Origin of the sequence: Bacillus sp. 5B6 (genome assembly GCF_000259405.1) — a bacterium.
GTDB classification, from domain to species: domain Bacteria; phylum Bacillota; class Bacilli; order Bacillales; family Bacillaceae; genus Bacillus; species Bacillus velezensis.
In genome coordinates this window covers 1,347,721-1,367,449 of record NZ_AJST01000001.1, presented here as the reverse complement: position 1 = coordinate 1,367,449, position 19,729 = coordinate 1,347,721, and the positions used below count along the sequence as shown (strand labels likewise).

The following is a 19,729-nucleotide window of genomic DNA, read 5'->3' as shown; positions in this document are numbered from 1 at the left end:
GGTATAAAAAAACCTCTTTGCTTTTTGCGCAAAGAGGCATACAAAACCCGGCCGCGTCGATCCGCCCGGCTTTGTGTTTTAAAATCCTCTTTGCAAACTCTCTGGAATGCATTTAAAAAGGGTGATTATTCATTTTCGTAAATGGCGACCATATCAGTCTGATCAACTTCGCTCAGCTGAACCATCACTTTTTCAGCTTTTGAGGTCGGAATGTTTTTCCCGATATAGTCCGCTCTGATCGGCAGCTCCCGGTGCCCTCTGTCGACAAGCACGGCAAGCTGTATCGATGACGGCCGCCCGACATCAACGAGGGCATCCATCGCAGCTCTTACTGTCCGACCGGTATAAAGCACATCATCAACCACAATGACCTTTTGGTCTGTGATATCGGCCGGAATGTCCGCGCCTTTTACAAGCGGCTCTTCATTGCTCGTTTTTTTCGTCAGGTCGTCACGGTAAAGGGTGATATCGATTTCCCCGACGGTGACCGGATTTCCTTCAATCTGTTCGATCCGCTCGGCCAGCCGCTTCGCTAAATAAATGCCTCTTGTTTTAATCCCTACTAGAATGCAGTCATTCATTCCTTTATTCCGTTCGATCATTTCATGGGCTATTCTTGTCAGCGCCCGCCTGATCGCCTGTTCGTCGAGAATAACAGCTTTTTGATTCACTCGTGACACCTCTCCATTCGTATATAAGAAGAAAAAACCCCTCCTGCCAGAGCATAGAGGGGTTCCTTTCCAGGACGAAGACACATGCGTATCTCTTCTGTCCTATCCGTTATCCTTCTCAGCCTCTCTGGACTGTGTTAAAGAATCTATTCAGCTTGTTTTTATTATTTCAGAAAAGAAAGTCGCTGTCAATGGCTATTTCTTAAATCTTCAATGAGTTTTTTCATATCTTCAGGAAGGGGCGCTTCAAACTCAATGTATTCGCCCGTCCGCGGATGATCAAAACCTAATATTCCGGCATGAAGCGCCTGACCATTGAAATCAATGGTTTTTCTCGGTCCGTACTTCGGGTCGCCCGCCAAAGGAAACCCGATATATTTCATATGAACACGGATCTGATGCGTTCTTCCGGTCTCAAGCCGGCACTCTACGAGCGTGAAATCTTGAAAACGCTCAAGCACGTGGAAATGCGTGACGGCGTTTTTGCTGCTTTCTCTTGTTACGGTCATGCTTTGGCGGTCTTTTTTATCTCTCCCGATCGGAGCGTCAATCGTTCCGTCATCATGTGAAATCACCCCGTGGACAACCGCTGTGTACTTTCTGGTCACGGTTTTATTGACGAGCTGATTAACGAGTGATTCATGCGCCATATCGTTTTTAGCGACCATCAACAGACCGGAAGTATCTTTATCAATCCGGTGGACGATTCCCGGGCGCATGACGCCGTTAATGCCGGAAAGGTCGTTGCAGTGAGCCATCAGTCCGTTTACAAGCGTCCCTGTCACATGGCCGGGCGCCGGGTGTACAACCATGCCCCGCGGCTTGTTCACAACCAAGACATCCTGGTCTTCATAGTAAATGTCCAAATCCATCGGTTCTGCAAGCACGTCCAATTCTTCCGGTTCAGGAATGGTGACGTTTACCTGATCGCCGGGCTGCATTTTATAATTCGCTTTTACGGATTTGCCATTAACGGATACCAGTCCTTCTTTTACCCATTGCTGCACTTGAGTGCGTGACCAGTTTTCTCCCGTTGAAGCCAAAAATTTATCAATCCGTTCGCTCTTTTGTTCAGGCTGAACGGTTATCTCAAATTGATTCATGTTATTGCTCCTTCTTTTTCCCGCTGTCAAACAGCATATGAATAAATAAAAGTATTACACCGACGCACAGTGAGGAGTCCGCGATATTAAAAATCGGATAGTGATAATCCACGATGATGACATGAATAAAATCCACCACTTCCTGGCGCGCCGCCCGGTCTATAAAGTTTCCGGCCGCACCGCCCAGCATTAAGCCGAGAGAAATTCCGAGTAACATCTGCCCTTTTGCATAACGCTGTATGTAATAAACGATTCCGATAATCACGGCGATGGTAATGACGTAGAAAAACCACATTTGGCCGGCTAAAATACCCCACGCCGCTCCCGTGTTGCGATGAGATGTGATATAAAGCACCTGATCGATGACAGGTATGCTTTGTCCCAATTCCATATGGCTGACGACAAGCCATTTGGTCAATTGGTCGGCAATAATAATAAAAAGAGCGATAAGATAATAAAGCACACACGTTCCTCCAGTATACAGTTACTTTTATCCTTTATGAATTTTATCAGTAAAAGATGCCAGAGTAAAGGCAGATCATAAGCGCATGCAAACAGACGCTGTCACTCATACAGCGCCTGATCATATGCATAATCTCCGGGTTCCCAATATGGAAGGGTTTTCTTTTCAAATTGAGCGGGATAATAAAAATCATCAGCGGTTCTGGCCGTCGGCAACACCGCAAGTTTTTCAATCGGAATGGGGGCGCCTGTTTTTTCACAATAACCGTACGTATTGTTTTCAAACTTAGACAGGGCAAGAAGAACGTCCTGAAGTTCTTCTTTTATATGATAGATCAGAGTTGCTTCTTGGTCGTTCATTGAAGGTTCAACAGATGCTGACATTTGAAAGCAAGAATATTCAAATAATCTTGATTGAAGTTCTTCTTTCATCATGAGAAGCTCCGTGTGGATTGCGGTCAGTTGATCATTCATTCATCACAACTCCTGCTCTTGATGTTATGGCTTTATTGTTGCCCCCAGAGCGCCATTTGAAGCCCATAAGATTTTTCCTGTCGTTCTAATCGATGACATTGCTGGCATGTAAAAAAGCGCCCGGCTGTCACCAGGCGCTTTCTCATTTATTATTTTTGATAATATTTTTCAACGATTTCCGCATTGCGCAGTGATAATGTCGGATATTTCGGATTGGCTCCGACATCTTTAGAAATTACGCGGGAACGTTCACACATCTGGCCTTCCGCTTTTTCTACGGTCATTTTTCCTGTTGTGAAGCTTTGCGCATTTTCCGGCGCTTCACTTTCGTCTTTTACTGTCAGTTCTGAAACGATAAACAGCTGCGCGATATTTTCTTTAATGGATGACAAGAGGTCGCGGTTTTCTTTGTTCGGATACAAAGTCAGGCTCGCTTCCAATGATCTTCCGATAATTTTTTCGTTACGGGCTGTTTCCAAAGCTTTCAGCACGTCGTTTCGAAGCTCCATGAAGCGGTCGAATTTTTCTTCTGTCGCTTGACTGTCCGGAACAGCAATGGTTTCCGGCATATCTGTCAGCTGTACGCTCGCTTCTTCAACAAATGATAAGTGAGACCACATTTCATCCGCCGTGTGCGGGAGAATCGGCGCCGTCAGCTTCACTAACGCCAGCAGCGTTTCATAAAAGACGGTCTGCATGCTGCGGCGGTCCGGATGATCCGCATGCTCGATGTACACAACATCTTTTGCAAAATCAAGATAGAAGGAGCTGAGCTCGATCGTACAGAAATTGTGAATGCTGTGATAAACAACCGCAAATTCATATTCATCGTACGCTTTTTTCACCTTATCGATCAGCTTATTCAGCTTGATCAGCATATATTGATCCACTTCGCGGAGATTTTTTACATCAACGGCATTGACGCTTGGATTGAAATCGAACAGGTTGCCGTGAAGGAAGCGGAACGTGTTGCGGACTTTCCGGTATACTTCCGCGACCTGCTTCAGAATATCTTCAGAAACCGGGTGATCGGCCTGATAGTTTACGGAAGATACCCATAAACGCAGAATTTCAGCTCCAAGCTGTTTTGCGATTTTTGTCGGGTCAATCGTATTGCCGAGTGATTTACTCATTTTACGGCCGTTTGCATCAAGTGTAAATCCGTGGCTTAATACGCCTTTATACGGCGCTTTGCCGGTGACTGCAACAGCGGTGGAAAGAGATGAGTTAAACCAGCCGCGATATTGGTCAGAGCCTTCAAGGTATAAATCAGCCGGACGGACAAGATCATCACGTTCTTCAAGAACAGCCTGATGGGAAGAACCTGAATCAAACCATACATCCATAATGTCTTGCTCTTTCGTGAAGATTCCGTTCGGGCTTCCCGGATGTGTAAATCCTTCCGGCAGAAGGTCTTTTGCCTCTCTTTCAAACCAGACGTTTGAGCCGTGCTGTTTGAACAGCTCAGACACGTGTTCAATCGTTTCGTCAGTGATGACCGGCTCACCGTTTTCTGCATAAAATACCGGGATCGGAACGCCCCAGACGCGCTGTCTTGAGATACACCAGTCACCGCGGTCGCGCACCATGTTGTAAAGGCGCTGTTCGCCCCACTCCGGCACCCACTTCGTTTGTTTGATGGCATCAAGCAGATCGGATCTGAAATCTTTAATTGACGCAAACCATTGCGCCGTCGCTCTGAAGATGGTCGGTTTTTTCGTTCTCCAGTCATGCGGATAGGAGTGTGTAATAAACTCGAGTTTCAAGAGCGCGCCGTTTTCTTCAAGCTTCTCCGTGATCGGTTTATTGGCTTTATCGTAAAACATTCCTTCAAAGCCCGGCGCTTCGTCGGTCATGTTTCCTTTTTCATCAACAGGGCACAGTACTTCTAAGCCGTACTTTTGGCCGACGATAAAGTCATCTTCCCCGTGGCCCGGGGCAGTATGAACACAGCCTGTTCCGGCATCGGTTGTGACGTGGTCACCGAGCATGACGAGTGAATCTCTGCCGTACAGCGGATGTTCTGCAGTGATGTATTCTAATTCTCTGCCTTTATATGATGCGACAACTTCAGGATTTTCAAAGCCGCATGCCTCCGCTACGTTTTCGATCAGTTCAGCAGCCACTACATAACGCTTGTCTCCAACCTTGATGACATTGTACTCAAGATCAGGATGAACGGAAATTCCGAGGTTGGCAGGCATCGTCCACGGCGTCGTCGTCCAGATGATGAAGCTTTCTCCGTTTTCCAGAACGCCTTTACCGTCTTTCACCTTAAACGCAACATAAATAGACGCGGAACGTTTGTCCTGATATTCAATTTCCGCTTCCGCTAAGGCAGATTCACTTGAAGGCGACCAGTTGACCGGCTTCAGACCTTTATAAATATAGCCTCTTTTCGCCATCTCGCCGAAAACGCGGATCTGCTGCGCTTCAAATTCAGGCTGAAGCGTAACATACGGGTTTTCCCAATCGCCTCTGACGCCGAGACGCTTGAATTGTTCGCGCTGTCTTTCGATCTGCTGCCATGCATAATCTTCGCAAAGCTTGCGGAAATCAGCGACGGACATTTCTTTCCGGTTTACTTTTTTGTTTTTCGTCAGCGCCGTTTCAATCGGCAGTCCGTGCGTATCCCAGCCCGGCACGTACGGTGCGTTGTAGCCGCTCATTGATTTATAGCGGACGATGAAGTCTTTCAGGATTTTGTTCAGGGCATGGCCCATGTGGATGTCTCCGTTTGCATAAGGAGGTCCGTCATGCAGCACGAATTTCGGGCGGTCTTTCGTCCGTTCTTGAACAAGACGGTAAATGTCCTGCTCCTCCCAGTCTTTTTGCATGTCCGGCTCACGATTCGGCAGATTTCCGCGCATCGGAAAATCTGTTTTCGGCATTAACAGCGTATCTTTGTAATCCATTTTCATTCCTCCACAACATTTTTCAGAAAATAAAAAAAGCCCTCTCATCCCATAAGGGACGAGAAAGCTTATCTCGCGGTACCACCCTTTTAGAAAAAACGGATCATCCGTCTTTTCCTCTCGAACATCGTAACGTGATGGAACGTCCTATCCTACTCTCGGTTCAGAAAGGAAACTAAAGGGCTGATCTGCATGATTCCGGCCATCCCGGGCTTTCACCTTCCCCGGGTCGCTTTATAGCCTGTTTTGAGTCATGCCGGTCCCTTTCAATCGTCTTTTCATCTGAATTTATGAACGTATTATATTCGAACGGGCCGGAGAATGTCAAGAAAATCAGAAAATTATTCTTTTTCCTCAAATACCGCGTCGACTTCGTATTCCAGCAGATGATCCCAATCATCGTTCTTCAGCAGGTCGAGCTGCGCCTCAATCAGCATTTGGAAACGTGTTCTGAAGACTTTAGACTGTTTTTTCAGCTCTTCAATTTCCATTGCGATTTTTCTTGATTTGGAAAGCGACTCATTGATGATGCGATCGGCATTTTTTTCTGCTTCACGGACGATCAGCTTCGCTTCCTTCTGCGAGTTGCGCTTTACGTCTTCTGCGGCTTCCTGGGCTACGAGAATTGATTTATTCAGCGTTTCTTCGATATTGGCAAAGTGGCCGATTTTTTCGTCCAGCTCGTTCACTTTCGCCTCAAGCTCCGTTTTTTTACGGAGTGCGATTTCGTAATCTTTCCTGACCTGCATTAAAAATTCATTTACTTCATCTTCATCATATCCGCGAAAACCTTTTGTAAACGTTTTGTTATGGATATCATTCGGCGTTAATGGCATATTGCCACCTCCATTTTTACATTTCAGTACGGTTATCTAGTTCACATTATAAAACAAATACGGCACAGATGGAGAAAAAAACTGAAAAAACGACTCATTTTTGCCGTTCAAATGTAACTTTCCATTTGTCTTTTTTCGTTTTTCCGTCAACTTTTGCCAAACTGCATCGTCCGAAGCCGCGAATCGAGAGCATGTCCCCTTCAGCAACCTGATAAGACGGATCTTCAATGGCTTTCCAATTCACCTTAACAAGCCCGTTTTTCACAAGCGCCTGCGCTTTCTGACGGGATTGCCTGCTCATTGAAGCGCAGACAGCGTCGAGACGCAATGAAGAAACCGTGTCATCCCTTATTTCGACATCTGAAGCGGGAATGTGAAGAGCGGAAAGCTCGATTTTCTCAAGCTTTACCGGCGCTTTGCCCGCCTTGGTCAGCTGAGTCCTGACAAAATCGGCGATTTCACCGGAGACGATCAGCTGCACGGCTTCCTCTGAGAAAATCAGATCGCCGTATTTCTGCCGCTTTAAGCCGATCCCCATTAATGATCCGAGAAGAGAGCGGTGGTCAATGCTGACGAATTTTTCAGCGTATTGAACGTCAAAAGCCCGAAGCTCAAAATCATCCTGTTCAGGTTCCATATATTCAGGGTATAAAATCGCGCGTTTGCGCTCGGCTCTGTCATATCCTCCGAAAAACGCAAGACCGCAGGCGTCGCCGATAACGGCCTTTACAATGACCTGTTCTCTGGGATCTAAGAAATCAGTCAGCTTCATCCGATACTGGTCCAGGACAATCTGTTTCCATTCAAGCGCCTGATCAATAAAAGGCCGCTCGTCTTGTCTGAAGTGCTGGTAAATATCGCTCATGTTCTTTCCTTTCTATGTAAAGAGGCTTGGCTGGTGCCAAGCCCGTATCAAACTGTCGCATTCAAGTATACATTGCGATCATGCGGTATAGGCCCCAAAGTCCCGTCGTGGCAAACCGAAGCACGATAATCGCTACAATCGGGGATATATCCAGCATGGCAATGGGCGGAATGATCCTTCTGAACGGCTCTAAATACGGTTCACAAATCGCTGCGAGAAACCGTCCGACCGCCGTTTCTCTCGTACTCGGCACCCATGACATAAAGATATAGATGATCAGGGCAAACGAGTAGATGTAAATTAAATAACTCAGAACGGAAAAAATTTGATAAAGAATCATCCTGCTTTACCACCTCTGATGTTCGTCTTCATTTATAAGCTCCGAAATCGTGCCGGAAACGTCGACATTATCAGGCGTGCACAGAAAAATATCTGAACCGATTCTCTGAATGTCGCCGCCGATGGCGTAGACGGTACCGCTTAAAAAGTCGACGATTCTTTTCGCCTGATCATGCTGGATGCGCTGCAGATTGACGACAACCGCCCGCCTGTTCTTTAAATGATCGGCGATTTCCTGCGCTTCCGCATATACACGCGGTTCACTCAAGACCACTTTAGAGGATTTCTGAACACTTTGCAAGCTTACTACGTTCTGCTTGCCCTGCGGCTTCTGAGCGTAAGCAGGCTGTTTATCTTTCTGCTGTTCATGCTCTTCCTGATGATCCTGCTCTGTTTCAATGTATTCGTACTCGTACTCCTCCTCATCCATTGAGAAAAAGTTTTTCAGTTTATTTTTCATGCTCATTTGTTTACACCCCCCGGTTCATTTCCGACTAATGAAGAGCCGATTCTGATAAAAGTTGCGCCCTCTTCAACAGCGATTTCATAATCATTTGACATGCCCATTGACAGTTCCCGGCACGGTGCGTTTTTCTGATTCAGTTTTTGCACCTGATCCCTCAGATCACGCAATTGCCGGAAGCAGGCTCTGATCGTTTCTGTATCGTCTGTCAGGGGAGCCATCGTCATCAGGCCCTCTACAGAAATGTTTCTAAACTCAGAAAGCTCTCTGATAAAGGGGATGACCTCCTCTGTTTTCAAACCGTGCTTAGACGGCTCAAGCGAAGTATTCACCTGCACAAAACAGCGAACCGTATGCTGCGCCCGTTTTTCAATCTCTTTTGCCAATGACAGTCTGTCTAAGGAATGAATATAAGATACACGGTCAACGACGGCCTTCACCTTTCTGGACTGAAGACTGCCGATAAAGTGCCACTCCGGGCTGCCTTTGATGACTTCCTGCTTATGGATAAGGCTTGCATCCCGGTTTTCTCCCAGACTTGTAATACCGGCATCAACGGCCTCTTGAGCCCTTTCGGCTGATACGTATTTTGTAACCGCGATGACGGTAACATCTTCGGGGCTTCGGCCCGATCTGTTACATGCTTCGTTTATTCTTTCGTTTATATGTCGTAATTGATCAGCAACACGCAAGATCTTACGCCTCCTTCATTCCGATAAAGGACATCATGCGTCCCGTTTTCCCTTTGTCGCGGCGGTGTGAAAAGAATAGTTCACGCTCTCGTTCAGTGCATAAACCGCTGACTGAAATGTTTTCTTCCGGAATGCCGCAATGTATCAGAAGAAGACGGTTGACCTCTTTTAAATCAAGCTGATACTGGCCTTTTTCCGTTTCGCATATGGCGGATTCTGCCGTAAAAGGCAGCGCCCGCACTTCATTGATGACGCGATCGTCGACTTTATAGCTTCCCGCGCTGATGGACGGACCGATGACAGCTTGAATATCTGTTAAACGGGAGCCTTCTTCGTTTACCCAGCGTTCCGTCATGATGCGTCCGATTTGTTTGACCGTCCCCTTCCATCCGGCATGGGCAGCGCCGATAATGGATTTTACCGGGTCATAAAAATACAAGGGCACACAGTCCGCAAAACAAAGGGCCAAAAAAAGATTCGCATCTTTCGTGTAGAGCCCGTCCGTCCCGCGGAATGCGGAAGAATAGTCTCTCGCTCCTTTTCCTTTATCCCCGGCTGTCACGCGCCGGACGCGGTTTTCATGTGTCTGGTCGGCGAACACCCAGGAATCCAGATCAGTACCGCATAAGGACGCTATGACTTCACGGTTTGTCACAACATCATGAGCTTCGTCCCGGACGTGCAATCCGGTATTTAATGACTCATACGGAGGATTGCTGACCCCGCCGTTTTTCGTTGTGAATCCGGCGATGACCTTTGTGTTAAGCTGATTCACACAGTTCCAGTCTTCTATCATGAGTGCCGAGGGGGTGGTAAGACTAAACGGGTGATATGTATTCATGGAGATCCAACCTTTCGACAAACATTAAAAAAGCGTAATTTCCCAATCATTTTAACACAATTTTGAGCATACGTTTAGCGGCTGATTGAAAAATGAGATAAATAAATGTGCCGGAAACATTGAGATTTCCGGCATTTTACAAGTAAAGGGAGGATTACGCTCCCCCCTTTGGTTCGTTTACACGCACTAAGATGACATCTTCCCCAATTTTAACTATATTTCGCCAAGGAATGATCATTTCCTCTTCTTTTCCGAAAAAACCGAGAACTTTTCCGCTGCCGCCTAAAATAATCGCCTGAATTTTTCCCGTTGTCACGTTAATATCAATATCACCGATGCTTCCGAGTTTTTTTCCGTTCGACACGTTTACCACATCTTTTATTTGAAATTCAGATATGCTGATCATCCGTATCACGCCCTTTGCCCGTTCTTTTTCCTATTATATGAACGGCCGGGCTGAACCTTGTCACATCGGGCAATCTTTTTTGCGGCTGCACCAGCCGAGGATAAATCTCAGCATGATTTTCGTATAGTCCATAAGCTCATCAACAGACACTTCCTCGTTTACGGAGTGGGCGTTTTTTAAATCGCCGGGACCGTATATGACGCTCGGAATCCCGGCATGATAAAGCCACCCTCCGTCAGTTACGGTTTGGGAAACATCAATGACGGGCTCCTGTTTTTTGACGGCTGAGTGTGATGCAGCCAAGACAGAAACTGCCGGATGGTCCGGGTCGATTTCCAGCGCCGGGAACACCTCTCCTCTGTCTTCAATCATCGAAGATCCGCCCCATTTGAACACCGGCCTGTTTTCTTTGAGCCACAGATCACTGTCAGCGACACGATTAATATAGTCTTCGATTTCTGCGGCTGCTTGTTCGTGCGTTTCGTTCGGATAAAAGTGGACGGTGATCCATAACCGGCATTCATCAGCGACAAACGCTGCGTGTCTTCCGCCTTCAATGACGGCGGGGTTGATCGTATTGGTGCCGGGCGCAAAGCCGGGATAGCTTTTCGTTACCGCCCAGTGGCGCTCCAGCTCTCCCAAGGCAGCGATGATTTTCGCCATTTTTTCGATGGCGCTCGCTCCGAATGTGCCTCCGCCCGCATGAATCATATTGCGCCTCATGCCGTCATGAAATGTTTGTTTGCTTTTCAATTCTATCCAGCCGGTGATGACTCCGCCCTGCCCTTGAATATGCAGGCTGCTCGTATCCGCGACAACCGCAAAATCCGCGTGATAGCCGCGTTTGCAGCATTCCAGCGTCCCCGCCTCACCGACTTCTTCTCCGATTACAGACTGTACAATGAGGTCGCCCGGAAGCTTAATGCCGGCATCATGGATCAGCTTCAGAGAGAATAGAACACACGCCAAACCCCCTTTCATATCAGCGGCGCCCCTTCCGATCAACATGCCGTCTTTTACGAGCGGCTGAAACGGGTCAGAGTGCCAGTCTTCGCCCCCGGCTTCTGCCACATCAATGTGTCCGTTTAAAATCAGGCTTTGATGCCTGCTTGAATCTGTCCCTTTTAAAACACCGACTACATTCGGGTCTTCCGGATACACATCCCACATATTGACCGAGCAGCCCGTTTCTTTTAAAAAGCCGGCCACCCACTTTTGGGCTTCTGCCGTATTTCTTGCTGGCGGAGCCGGAGTGGGAAAGGCTATCAGTCTTTCAGCAATATGTATCAAGTCGTGCCGCCGTTTCTCCGCCTGGTGTAACAGCATATCAATCTGATGCATTGGAAATCTCCCCTTTGGCTGTATCAAAAAACCCGTTTCATTCATGAAATGAAACGGGTAAAAAACGGATCTTCCTCCGCTTTTTTCACCGCTTCCCTCCGCCGGCATGATCCGGATCAGGTCCGTTAAGGGTTGAGACAAACGTCTCTCTCAGCCGCATGGCAGCACCCCCAGGGTGAATTTATGTTATTTTACGGATGATGCCTCTTTTGCACGTGTTAAAAACGGGCGGCCATTGTTCCATAAGACATTGACAGGCATATCGAAAAACGCTGTAAGCCGCTCGTCAGAAAGCATGTCCCTGATTTTCCCGGAGGCGAACACCTCGCCTTGTTTTAAAAGAAGTGCCTGATCAAATACCGGCAGAATTTCTTCAGCGTGATGGGTGACATAAAGGATGGACGGCGCATTTTCTTTTTCGGCGATCGACGTAATCGTGTCCAGCAGCTGCTCCCTTGCCATAAAATCAAGACCCGTCACGGGTTCGTCCAAAATCAGCAGCTCCGGATCAGCCATAAGCGCCCGCGCAATCAGGGCTCTTTGTCTTTCCCCTTGTGATAATGTTTCATACCGTCTGTCGGCGTAACCGATGGCGCCCAAATCCTTCAGAAGACCGATTGCTTTTTCCCTTACCTGCTCACTCGGAGTTTCGTACAGCCCGATTGAGGCGTACGCGCCGCTGAGGGCGATTTCAAAAGCGGAGTCCGCGGCATATAATTTGTGCTGAAGACCTGCCGAAACAAGGCCGATTTTCCTTCTGAGCCTGTCACCGAGCTCTGTTTTGCCGAATTGATGGCCGAGCACCTGCATCTCTCCTGAAGTGGGGAAGTAATAAGAGCATAACATATTCAGCAAAGCCGTTTTTCCGGCTCCGTTTAATCCGTACAGCACCCAATTTTCGTTTTTCTCGACGCGCCAGTTAATATCTTTCAAAATCCATTTCCCGTTTCTTTTTAATGACACACTGTCCAGCTGTAAAATCATTGCCGTTTCCCCCGTTTGCTTTGTTTAAATTTTCTAAAAACTTTTACACATTAGAATACATCACTTTTTTGCAAACGTAAACCATCGCATGAAAAAAGCCTTTAAACAAGGTTTAAAGGCTTTTTCCGTTATTGATGGATATTCTTATTCATTTGTTTAATGGCTGCCTTTTCAAGCCTTGAGACCTGAGCTTGGGATATGCCGATTTCTTCAGCGACTTCCATTTGGGTTTTCCCTTGGAAAAAGCGCTTTCGCAAAATCATTTTTTCCCGTTCGTTCAGTCTTCTCATGCCTTCTTTCAAAGCCAGCTCCTCAATCCATTGTGTATCCTTGTTGCGCTCATCACTGATCTGGTCCATCACGTAAATCGGATCGCCGCCGTCATTATAAATCGGCTCAAACAGTGAAACCGGATCCTGAATGGCGTCAAGGGCAAACACAATTTCTTCATGGGGCACTTCAAGAACTTTGGCGATTTCCTCTGCTGTCGGCTCCCTGCTTGTCTCACTGATTAACCGCTCTCTTACTTGAAGCGCTTTATATGCGATATCGCGAAGCGACCTCGAGACGCGGATCGGGTTGTTATCCCGCAAATATCTGCGGATTTCTCCGATGATCATCGGTACAGCGTATGTTGAAAACTTAACATTATGGCTTAGGTCAAAATTATCAATGGATTTCATTAGTCCGATGCAGCCGACCTGAAATAAGTCATCAACATACTCTCCTCTGTTGTTAAACCTCTGAATGACGCTTAAGACAAGGCGCAGATTGCCGTTTACAAGCTTTTCCCTCGCTGAATCATCGCCCTCATCCTGTAATTGCCTAAACAGCTTTCTCATCTCTTCATTCTTGAGCACCGGTAATTTGGAGGTATCCACCCCGCAAATTTCGACTTTATTTCTTGACACGTTTTTCCCTCCCACTAGGAGCTGCTGTACAACGTTAAGTATCTCCTCGGGTGGGAAAAATATGCACCGCCATTTTACAGAAATAAACATCCGGCGGCGGCAATCCTTGCAGCAGTAAGGGCTGTCAGATGGAAAAAATTTTACACCATTTTGTTAAACTCTTTTCTCAGTCTTTTGATAATCCGCTTTTCGAGCCGGGAGATATAAGATTGTGAAATCCCCATCATGTCGGCTACATCTTTTTGTGTTTTTTCTTCTTCTCCGACAAGCCCGAAACGCAGTTCCATAATCTGCTTTTCTCTTTCGTTTAATTGCTCAAGCGCTTTTTTCAAAAGTTTTTTATCCACATTGGCTTCAATGTCTTTTGTAATAATATCATCATCTGTGCCGAGCACATCCGAAAGCAGCAGCTCGTTTCCGTCCCAATCAATATTCAGCGGTTCATCAAAGGACACCTCTGAACGGATTTTATTGTTTCGGCGCAAGTACATTAAAATTTCGTTTTCGATACATCGCGACGCGTAGGTGGCGAGTTTGATTTTCTTTTCCGGATTAAAAGTATTTACCGCTTTGATCAAACCGATGGTGCCGATGCTGATTAAGTCCTCGATATTGATGCCGGTATTTTCGAATTTGCGGGCAATGTAAACAACAAGACGTAAGTTTCTCTCAATCAGAATGGCCCGCGCCGCCTGATCCCCGCTCGGCAGCTTTAATAAGAGCACCTGCTCCTCTTCTTTAGACAAAGGCGGCGGCAGCGCCTCGCTTCCTCCTATGTAATACACTTCATCGCTTTTCAGTCCGAGTTTCATCAGCCATTTATACCACAAATATGTCAGACGCAGCTTAAGTTTTTTCATCTTCCTCCCCCTTCTAAATACAACGCGTTTTGAGTATGATGAATAACAGACTTTTCGTCAGGAAACATGTTTTACAGCCTTCCCTGTCAGCATCTTCGGATGAACGATTCCGTCAAATTCACCGTCCGCGGATAATGGTTTCGTGCTGATGCCGATCAGGCATTTTTCACAAGCGATCATTTCGTCTTTTGTTAAAATCGTGACGTAATCCGGCTTTAAACAGAGTAAAAATTGATTGTCCTGGCCGACGCCCCTGTATGGAATCAGCCTCAGCTTATCCGCATGGCGGAACGAATCATCAAGCTGCTCTATCACTTCAAGCGGACTGGCGGATTTGATGAGGTCCGTTTCCTTTTCGCTGAGAATCGGAGCGAATTTGTCAATGTGAAGGATCATGACCGGCGTTTTCGTCAGCGGATCATACAGCTGATTCCCGGAATCCACCAATCCTTTCGCGCGGATTGTCTGTCCGCTGAATTCCGCCTGCACCATGACAAGTTCATCGTACTGAATGGACTTCGTCTCGATGTCTTCAATTCTCTTTTTCGAAAAAAACCATATGGCCGGAAATCCGATAACTACAAACATCCAGCTGATCGGGTCGCCGAATCCTGTCTGGCTTGTGACCATTACGCCTTGCTGCACAATTGATTCTGTCTGCAGCAGGGAATGTACGCCGATCATTCCCCCGCCGACGAGAAAAGTCGCGAAATAAAAGGCGAACAAATTTTGAAAAAAGTATCGGAACCGTTTAAAGCCAAAAGCCGTAAGCACGATGACTACTGAAAACGCCATTTTTCCCGCCGGATGCTCCACAAAGGGAGAAACAGGCGTAAACATCAGAAGCACAATGGCTGACCCGATGAAACCGCCGGCGGCCACTCTTCTTTTTTTCACCTGGCGTTTTAAAATAAAGGCGGTCAATAAAAGCAAAAGAGAATCAAAACAAAAGTTCAACAGCCAAATGACATCCAGATAGATTTTCACATCTGACCCCTTTCCTCTTTTGTCTTACATATCTGTTTCTCTCTCTTGTTTCATAAGTATAAAGCAAGCTCTGTGGGAAAGTCTGTCAATTAATGTTGAGGGTAAAGTACAATTTTTAAGGGATAACCGTTTTATTTGTCGAGGGCCGAAAGGGTTGCTTTCCTATTGTCCGCTTCAACTAAAAAAGCGCTGCCGTGATCTGGCAGCGCTCTGTTTTACTCATTGATATAAAGTTTTCCTTTAGCCGTCTGTCTCGTTTCATTTCCGTAGTCATCTCTAGCGATAACGTCAATTTTCGCTCCGCTTGCTTTGATGGAAGAAGTCGCCGTCCAGTAACCCTCATATCGTCCCGGAGAAATTTCTCTCAGCGGAAGCTCTGTTGCGTTTTGGCTCCCTGCCCGGGCGTTTGTCAGAGGCAGACGGATAACGAAGGAAGCGTCTAATTTCTTTCCACTTGAAAAAGCGATTTTCACTGATTCTCCGGCTTTTAATTCCTTATCCGCTCCGGGAACCAATCCGGAAATGACGGGAGCATTGTAATTGACATCGATCACCGTCTTTTTCGTTGTTTTGTTACCCGCTTCATCTGAGGCCGTCACCTTGATCTCATTGCTGCCGTTTTCCAGAAGGGTTCTCGCTTGATAAGAACCGTTATTTACTTCAGCTTTTTTTCCGTTCACCTTTACCCATTTTAAATGGGCGTCGTGCACTTTTCCTTTTACGGTCACTGTTTCTTTATTTGTTTTATCACCGTTTGCCGGACTGTCAATCGTCACATCCGGCTTATCCTCATCCAGTATGACCGTGACAGGGCTTGACTCATCGGTTGACCCGCTGTCTGTCACAGATGCTGCCGTCAGCCGATTGGCATCTTTAGTGAGTGTGACGCCGGCCTGGAAATTGCCGGATGCATCTGCTTTCGTTTCTGCGGCGGTTTTACCGTTATTGGTAAGACGGACAGCGGTTTTTGGTGAAGCCGTTCCTTTCACCGTGATTGACTTCTTGTTTGTAAATGACCGGTCTTCAGGCGACGTTATGTCAGGCACAGAAGCTTCGTAGTCGACCAAAGCCCTGATCATAAAGTTTCCGTCTGATTTATCGGTTTTAGACCAGCGGCCGTCGAGATATTGCCAGTTTCTGTTCGAGTACGGACTGCCGTCATCAGATGACAGGGCAGGTGTATAAGGGTCAGGTTTCGTCTGGCGGAACACAAGATAAAAATCCTTTCCGACCGCGATTCCTTTTGAGCTGAGATCCACTTTGGTCCATTCTCCGTTTCGAAGCGCTTCAGCTTGGAACGGGCCGGCAATTTTGCTGCCCGGAGCTCCATCAGGGCCGGATGCATCATATACTTCTGCTTGAAATTCGGTACCTCCCGGATCAGGCCAGTCTGCGCCCCAAAATTTAAAAAGGCCTCCCGTCAGCATACCGTGTTCTTTTCCGTCTTTAAGCGTCATCTTAACGGCAGATTTGCTGCCGGCTTTAAAATATGACAGCGCGGCTTCTTCTGTCCCGTTATCATAGGCAATTTCCCCTTCATAACCGATATACGGCTTAAGCTTGACGTTTTTTTCAGCATCCCCTTTGATGTCAACAGAAAATTCGCTATTGTAAAAGCCTTTTGCCGCTACTTTGATTGTGTAGGAGCCTTCGTACGCCTTAAGCGAATATTCCCCTTTATCGTTTGTCACCGCCGGTTCAATTGCGGCATCCTCGGCCACATAAAGCGCAGCCCCTTTTACCGGTTTGCCTGTTGACTGATTGGTGATGGTTCCTTTTAGCGTGCCGGACGGCATTTGCTCCAGTGTAAAGTCCGCCTGTGCGGTTTTGTCTGATTGAATAGAAACTTGTTTCGAAGCGGACTTAAATCCGTAAGCCTCGGCTTTCAGCGTATAGCTTCCCGCCTTATGCGACAGGCTGTAGCTTCCGCTTGCAGGGTCGGAATATACGGATTTCCCCGTCTCGGCGACACTGATTTGCGCTCTGAGCGGCAGGAGGTTTGTTTCACGTTTTACTCTTTTTCCGGGTGATTTCACTGCCGGTTTGGCCTGTTTCGGACTGACAGCTTTTTTCTTCAGCTGGCCGGGAGGTGTTTGTCTATTGTGTTTACTTTTTTTAGCCGCCTTGCCGAGAGAGCTGCTTGAAAGCCGGACATCATCGATATACCATCCGTCTTCATTCAGTACTTCGTCTGACTGCATATTAAACATGAGTTTTATGTTTTGGCCTTTATACGCAGATAAATCTGCCTCTTCATCGTTCCATCCTGCGGAGTCACCATTGTAAACGGCCGCCTGCTCCCAATTTGATTTTCCTTCCGGAAGAACGAACACATACCCGTAATCAAAAAATTCTTCGAGCTTATGCCAGCTTTTAAATTGCAAAAACAGCCGCCCTGTTTCCGGAACTTGAATCGGAGGCATCACCAAATTCATGTTGGCTGAATCTGCATAAGGGCCGGACAGATTCGTCGCATACACTTTATCTCCGGAAAATGCTGCGCCGGGCCCTGAACTCGGATTCCCCCATTCCCATTGGTCATGTGTCCCGTAACTGGACCAGCCCGCCGGCTGTGATTCAAAATCCTCTTTGTATCCCGCCGTAATGCTCGGTTTCACGTCAGCCCGGTACGTATCAGATTCTACAGAGTGACCTCCGAAATCTTTTATGGTCCATTTATAACTTATCTTGCTTCCCGTTACATCCGGAATTTCCGCCTGGTATGTTCCCTTTTTTTCATCACCGCTTTTTTGAATGGCGGCTGTCGTTTTCCACTCTCCTTCATCAACCTGATAGGAAAGGATGACTTCAGTTACGCTTACATCGTCTTCTGCTGTAACCGTTAACGGAAGGTTTGCCCCTTTGTAAGCCACTGAGACCGGTTCATGATGAAAGCTGGGCGGATTGTGATCTTCGCCCGCAGAAGAGACCTTGCCTTCTACGCTTCCGATTCCGTCCGTTACGGCAGAAACGGCATCAAAAGCGTTAACGAGGCCGTGGCCGTAACCGTTATTCGGTGATTCCGGAAAAACGGAATCTGTCAGCTTTTCCGCGGTGCGCGTCAAAACGTCTTCCATTTCATCGACCGTAATAGAGGCGTTCGCCTGCCTTAACAAAGCCGCCGTCGCCGCCACATGCGGCCCGGCCATTGAAGTTCCGTCCCAGCCGCCTTCGTATGTTCCTCCAGGAATCGAAGAACGGATATTCACTCCCGGAGCCGAAATGTCCGGTTTTGTTTCATGATACGGTGAGGGGCCTTGAAGTGAGAAATCAGCGAGTTTCTTGTCGATGTCAGTCGCACCTGTCGCAAATGCTTCAGGATAATTGGCCGGATTTGCAATTGAACCCGGTCCTCCCGGTGTAAATAAGTCTTCATTTCCCGCAGAGAATTCCGGAAAAATCCCTGCCGCTCTCCACGCATTCACCATATCGCGGTACCACTCGTCCATTCCCGAACCGCCTGCCCAGGAATTATTGACAACATCCGGCGCCATCTCGGGATGCGGCGTCCCGTTATTATCTTTAGGCGCGAGCACCCATTCACCGGCATCCAAAATATCGGCATCAGTTCCTCCGTCATCTGAAAATGCTTTTACTGCGATCCATTTCGCCCCCGGAGCCACACCGATTTGATTTGAGCCGTCAGGTTCTGAACCCGTCATGGTCCCTGTTACATGAGTGCCGTGTTCAAGATCATCGTAGGGAGCGTCTTTATGGGACACGGCATCATACCAGTTCATTTCATGATTCGGCGCTGCGGGATTTTCAGGATCGTAACCCCGGTATTTTTCCTTAAGCGCCGGATGATCCCACTGAACTCCCGTATCAATGGAGGCGACAACCGTGCCGGTTCCGTCGTATCCTGAGGCCCAGGCCTGCGGCGCATCAATTTGGCTGATATTCCATTCGATGCCTTCCTTTGCTTTGATCTCTTTTTGTTTTTTCTTCATTTGAAAAGGAGCTTTTGATTGTCGTTGAGTAAGCTGACGTTTTTCATTCGGAAGAACTTTTTCTACTTCAGGAAATGAGGCGGCTTTTTCCATTACCTCTTTCGAAGCAGTGACTGCCATTCCGTTGACAATATAATAGGAATGGATGTGATCAGCCTTGCCTTTCTTTTTTTGTTTTTCCAAATATGTTTTCAGATTCTGCTGCGCATCATGAGCCGCCAGTTTTAAAGAAGAAACGACGGCTGACCGCTTTTGATATTCGGTTTTTGCTGCGGAAAGCGATTGAGACTTGGCGTTTTTTTCTGCTTCTTTGACTGCTTTTTTCGTATTGGCTTTCTCTTTAAATTTGATAAGAAACGTGACTTTATCATTTTTTTCAAAACGCTTCTTGACTGAATCGGAAATCTTATGCTGAATGCTCTTAGAGGAAGAAATATCTTTGGTGAAAGAAACTGCTCCCGGTGTGCTGTTCGCTCCGGCTGCACCCGGAAACAACAGGGAACTGACGACAATCGCGCTTAAAACGGAGCCTGTCCATCTGTTTCTCGTTTTTTTCTTCAATCGTATCCCCCCTTATTTGGTAACGCCCTATAAAATGTGTATCCCTCCTTCATAAATTGGAATCGTTT

At 47.0% G+C, this 19,729-nt stretch carries 18 protein-coding genes and 1 riboswitch; all 18 genes read right to left on the bottom strand.

The window, feature by feature from the left end; translation table 11 throughout:
* Positions 1 to 125: 125 nt before the first annotated feature.
* The 18 genes from pyrR to MY7_RS06545 all read right to left on the bottom strand — a co-directional run bounded on the left by pyrR (position 126) and on the right by MY7_RS06545 (position 19,661).
* Positions 126 to 671, bottom strand: a complete 546-nt coding sequence (gene pyrR, locus MY7_RS06635) for a bifunctional pyrimidine operon transcriptional regulator/uracil phosphoribosyltransferase (protein ID WP_003154392.1) — start codon at positions 669 to 671, stop codon at positions 126 to 128.
* Between the two features lie 188 nt (positions 672 to 859).
* Positions 860 to 1,774 carry an RluA family pseudouridine synthase gene (locus MY7_RS06630; protein ID WP_007611300.1) on the bottom strand — a complete coding sequence of 305 codons (915 nt, stop codon included), beginning with the start codon at positions 1,772 to 1,774 and terminating at the stop codon, positions 860 to 862.
* A gap of 1 nt (position 1,775) precedes the next feature.
* Positions 1,776 to 2,237: a signal peptidase II gene (lspA, locus tag MY7_RS06625; RefSeq protein WP_003154398.1), complete on the bottom strand. Its 462-nt coding sequence runs from the start codon at positions 2,235 to 2,237 to the stop codon at positions 1,776 to 1,778.
* Between the two features lie 101 nt (positions 2,238 to 2,338).
* The gene (locus tag MY7_RS06620; protein WP_003154399.1) at positions 2,339 to 2,710 is read right to left on the bottom strand and encodes a TraR/DksA family transcriptional regulator; all 372 of its coding nucleotides are present in this window, start codon (positions 2,708 to 2,710) and stop codon (positions 2,339 to 2,341) included.
* A 149-nt stretch (positions 2,711 to 2,859) separates the two neighbouring features.
* Entirely contained in the window at positions 2,860 to 5,625 is a 2,766-nt protein-coding gene (ileS, locus tag MY7_RS06615; RefSeq protein WP_029325900.1) for an isoleucine--tRNA ligase, read from the bottom strand.
* Positions 5,626 to 5,966: 341 nt separating this feature from the next.
* A complete protein-coding gene (divIVA, locus tag MY7_RS06605; RefSeq protein WP_003154406.1) occupies positions 5,967 to 6,461 on the bottom strand; it encodes a septum site-determining protein DivIVA in 495 nt (164 codons plus the stop codon).
* 94 nt (positions 6,462 to 6,555) lie between these two features.
* Positions 6,556 to 7,326, bottom strand: a complete 771-nt coding sequence (locus MY7_RS06600; RefSeq protein ID WP_007611296.1) for a YlmH family RNA-binding protein — start codon at positions 7,324 to 7,326, stop codon at positions 6,556 to 6,558.
* Between the two features lie 61 nt (positions 7,327 to 7,387).
* Positions 7,388 to 7,666 (bottom strand): YggT family protein, encoded by a 279-nt coding sequence (locus MY7_RS06595; RefSeq protein ID WP_003154408.1) that lies wholly within the window; start codon positions 7,664 to 7,666, stop codon positions 7,388 to 7,390.
* A 6-nt stretch (positions 7,667 to 7,672) separates the two neighbouring features.
* Complete coding sequence (sepF, locus tag MY7_RS06590; protein ID WP_003154410.1) at positions 7,673 to 8,131, bottom strand: cell division protein SepF; 459 nt, start codon at positions 8,129 to 8,131, stop codon at positions 7,673 to 7,675.
* A complete protein-coding gene (locus MY7_RS06585; protein WP_007611295.1) occupies positions 8,128 to 8,820 on the bottom strand; it encodes a YggS family pyridoxal phosphate-dependent enzyme in 693 nt (230 codons plus the stop codon). The genes sepF and MY7_RS06585 overlap by 4 nt, the downstream gene beginning before the upstream one ends.
* A gap of 4 nt (positions 8,821 to 8,824) precedes the next feature.
* Positions 8,825 to 9,661: a peptidoglycan editing factor PgeF gene (pgeF, locus tag MY7_RS06580; protein WP_029325899.1), complete on the bottom strand. Its 837-nt coding sequence runs from the start codon at positions 9,659 to 9,661 to the stop codon at positions 8,825 to 8,827.
* A 154-nt stretch (positions 9,662 to 9,815) separates the two neighbouring features.
* Positions 9,816 to 10,067, bottom strand: a complete 252-nt coding sequence (locus MY7_RS06575; RefSeq protein ID WP_003154415.1) for a YlmC/YmxH family sporulation protein — start codon at positions 10,065 to 10,067, stop codon at positions 9,816 to 9,818.
* Positions 10,068 to 10,127: 60 nt separating this feature from the next.
* Positions 10,128 to 11,408 carry an acetylornithine deacetylase gene (locus MY7_RS06570; protein ID WP_029325898.1) on the bottom strand — a complete coding sequence of 427 codons (1,281 nt, stop codon included), beginning with the start codon at positions 11,406 to 11,408 and terminating at the stop codon, positions 10,128 to 10,130.
* Positions 11,409 to 11,484: 76 nt separating this feature from the next.
* Positions 11,485 to 11,590: riboswitch (TPP riboswitch) on the bottom strand.
* Between the two features lie 4 nt (positions 11,591 to 11,594).
* Positions 11,595 to 12,392, bottom strand: a complete 798-nt coding sequence (locus MY7_RS06565) for an ABC transporter ATP-binding protein (RefSeq protein WP_007611292.1) — start codon at positions 12,390 to 12,392, stop codon at positions 11,595 to 11,597.
* 128 nt (positions 12,393 to 12,520) lie between these two features.
* A complete protein-coding gene (gene sigG / locus MY7_RS06560; RefSeq protein WP_003154420.1) occupies positions 12,521 to 13,303 on the bottom strand; it encodes an RNA polymerase sporulation sigma factor SigG in 783 nt (260 codons plus the stop codon).
* Positions 13,304 to 13,443: 140 nt separating this feature from the next.
* A complete protein-coding gene (gene sigE / locus MY7_RS06555) occupies positions 13,444 to 14,163 on the bottom strand; it encodes an RNA polymerase sporulation sigma factor SigE (protein ID WP_007409714.1) in 720 nt (239 codons plus the stop codon).
* Positions 14,164 to 14,220: 57 nt separating this feature from the next.
* A complete protein-coding gene (gene spoIIGA / locus MY7_RS06550) occupies positions 14,221 to 15,150 on the bottom strand; it encodes a sigma-E processing peptidase SpoIIGA (RefSeq protein ID WP_003154422.1) in 930 nt (309 codons plus the stop codon).
* Positions 15,151 to 15,365: 215 nt separating this feature from the next.
* Positions 15,366 to 19,661 carry a S8 family peptidase gene (locus tag MY7_RS06545; protein WP_007611289.1) on the bottom strand — a complete coding sequence of 1,432 codons (4,296 nt, stop codon included), beginning with the start codon at positions 19,659 to 19,661 and terminating at the stop codon, positions 15,366 to 15,368.
* Positions 19,662 to 19,729: the final 68 nt, after the last annotated feature.

Bases quoted from the DNA above. Each gene is read 5' to 3' on its own strand.
- MY7_RS06630 (WP_007611300.1), bottom strand. From the start codon at position 1,774: ATGAATCAATTTGAGATAACCGTTCAGCCTGAACAAAAGAGCGAACGG.
- MY7_RS06620 (WP_003154399.1), bottom strand. From the start codon at position 2,710: ATGAATGATCAACTGACCGCAATCCACACGGAGCTTCTCATGATGAAA.
- ileS (WP_029325900.1), bottom strand. From the start codon at position 5,625: ATGGATTACAAAGATACGCTGTTAATGCCGAAAACAGATTTTCCGATG.
- divIVA (WP_003154406.1), bottom strand. From the start codon at position 6,461: ATGCCATTAACGCCGAATGATATCCATAACAAAACGTTTACAAAAGGT.
- MY7_RS06600 (WP_007611296.1), bottom strand. From the start codon at position 7,326: ATGAGCGATATTTACCAGCACTTCAGACAAGACGAGCGGCCTTTTATT.
- MY7_RS06595 (WP_003154408.1), bottom strand. From the start codon at position 7,666: ATGATTCTTTATCAAATTTTTTCCGTTCTGAGTTATTTAATTTACATC.
- sepF (WP_003154410.1), bottom strand. From the start codon at position 8,131: ATGAGCATGAAAAATAAACTGAAAAACTTTTTCTCAATGGATGAGGAG.
- pgeF (WP_029325899.1), bottom strand. From the start codon at position 9,661: ATGAATACATATCACCCGTTTAGTCTTACCACCCCCTCGGCACTCATG.
- MY7_RS06575 (WP_003154415.1), bottom strand. From the start codon at position 10,067: ATGATCAGCATATCTGAATTTCAAATAAAAGATGTGGTAAACGTGTCG.
- MY7_RS06570 (WP_029325898.1), bottom strand. From the start codon at position 11,408: ATGCATCAGATTGATATGCTGTTACACCAGGCGGAGAAACGGCGGCAC.
- MY7_RS06565 (WP_007611292.1), bottom strand. From the start codon at position 12,392: ATGATTTTACAGCTGGACAGTGTGTCATTAAAAAGAAACGGGAAATGG.
- sigE (WP_007409714.1), bottom strand. From the start codon at position 14,163: ATGAAAAAACTTAAGCTGCGTCTGACATATTTGTGGTATAAATGGCTG.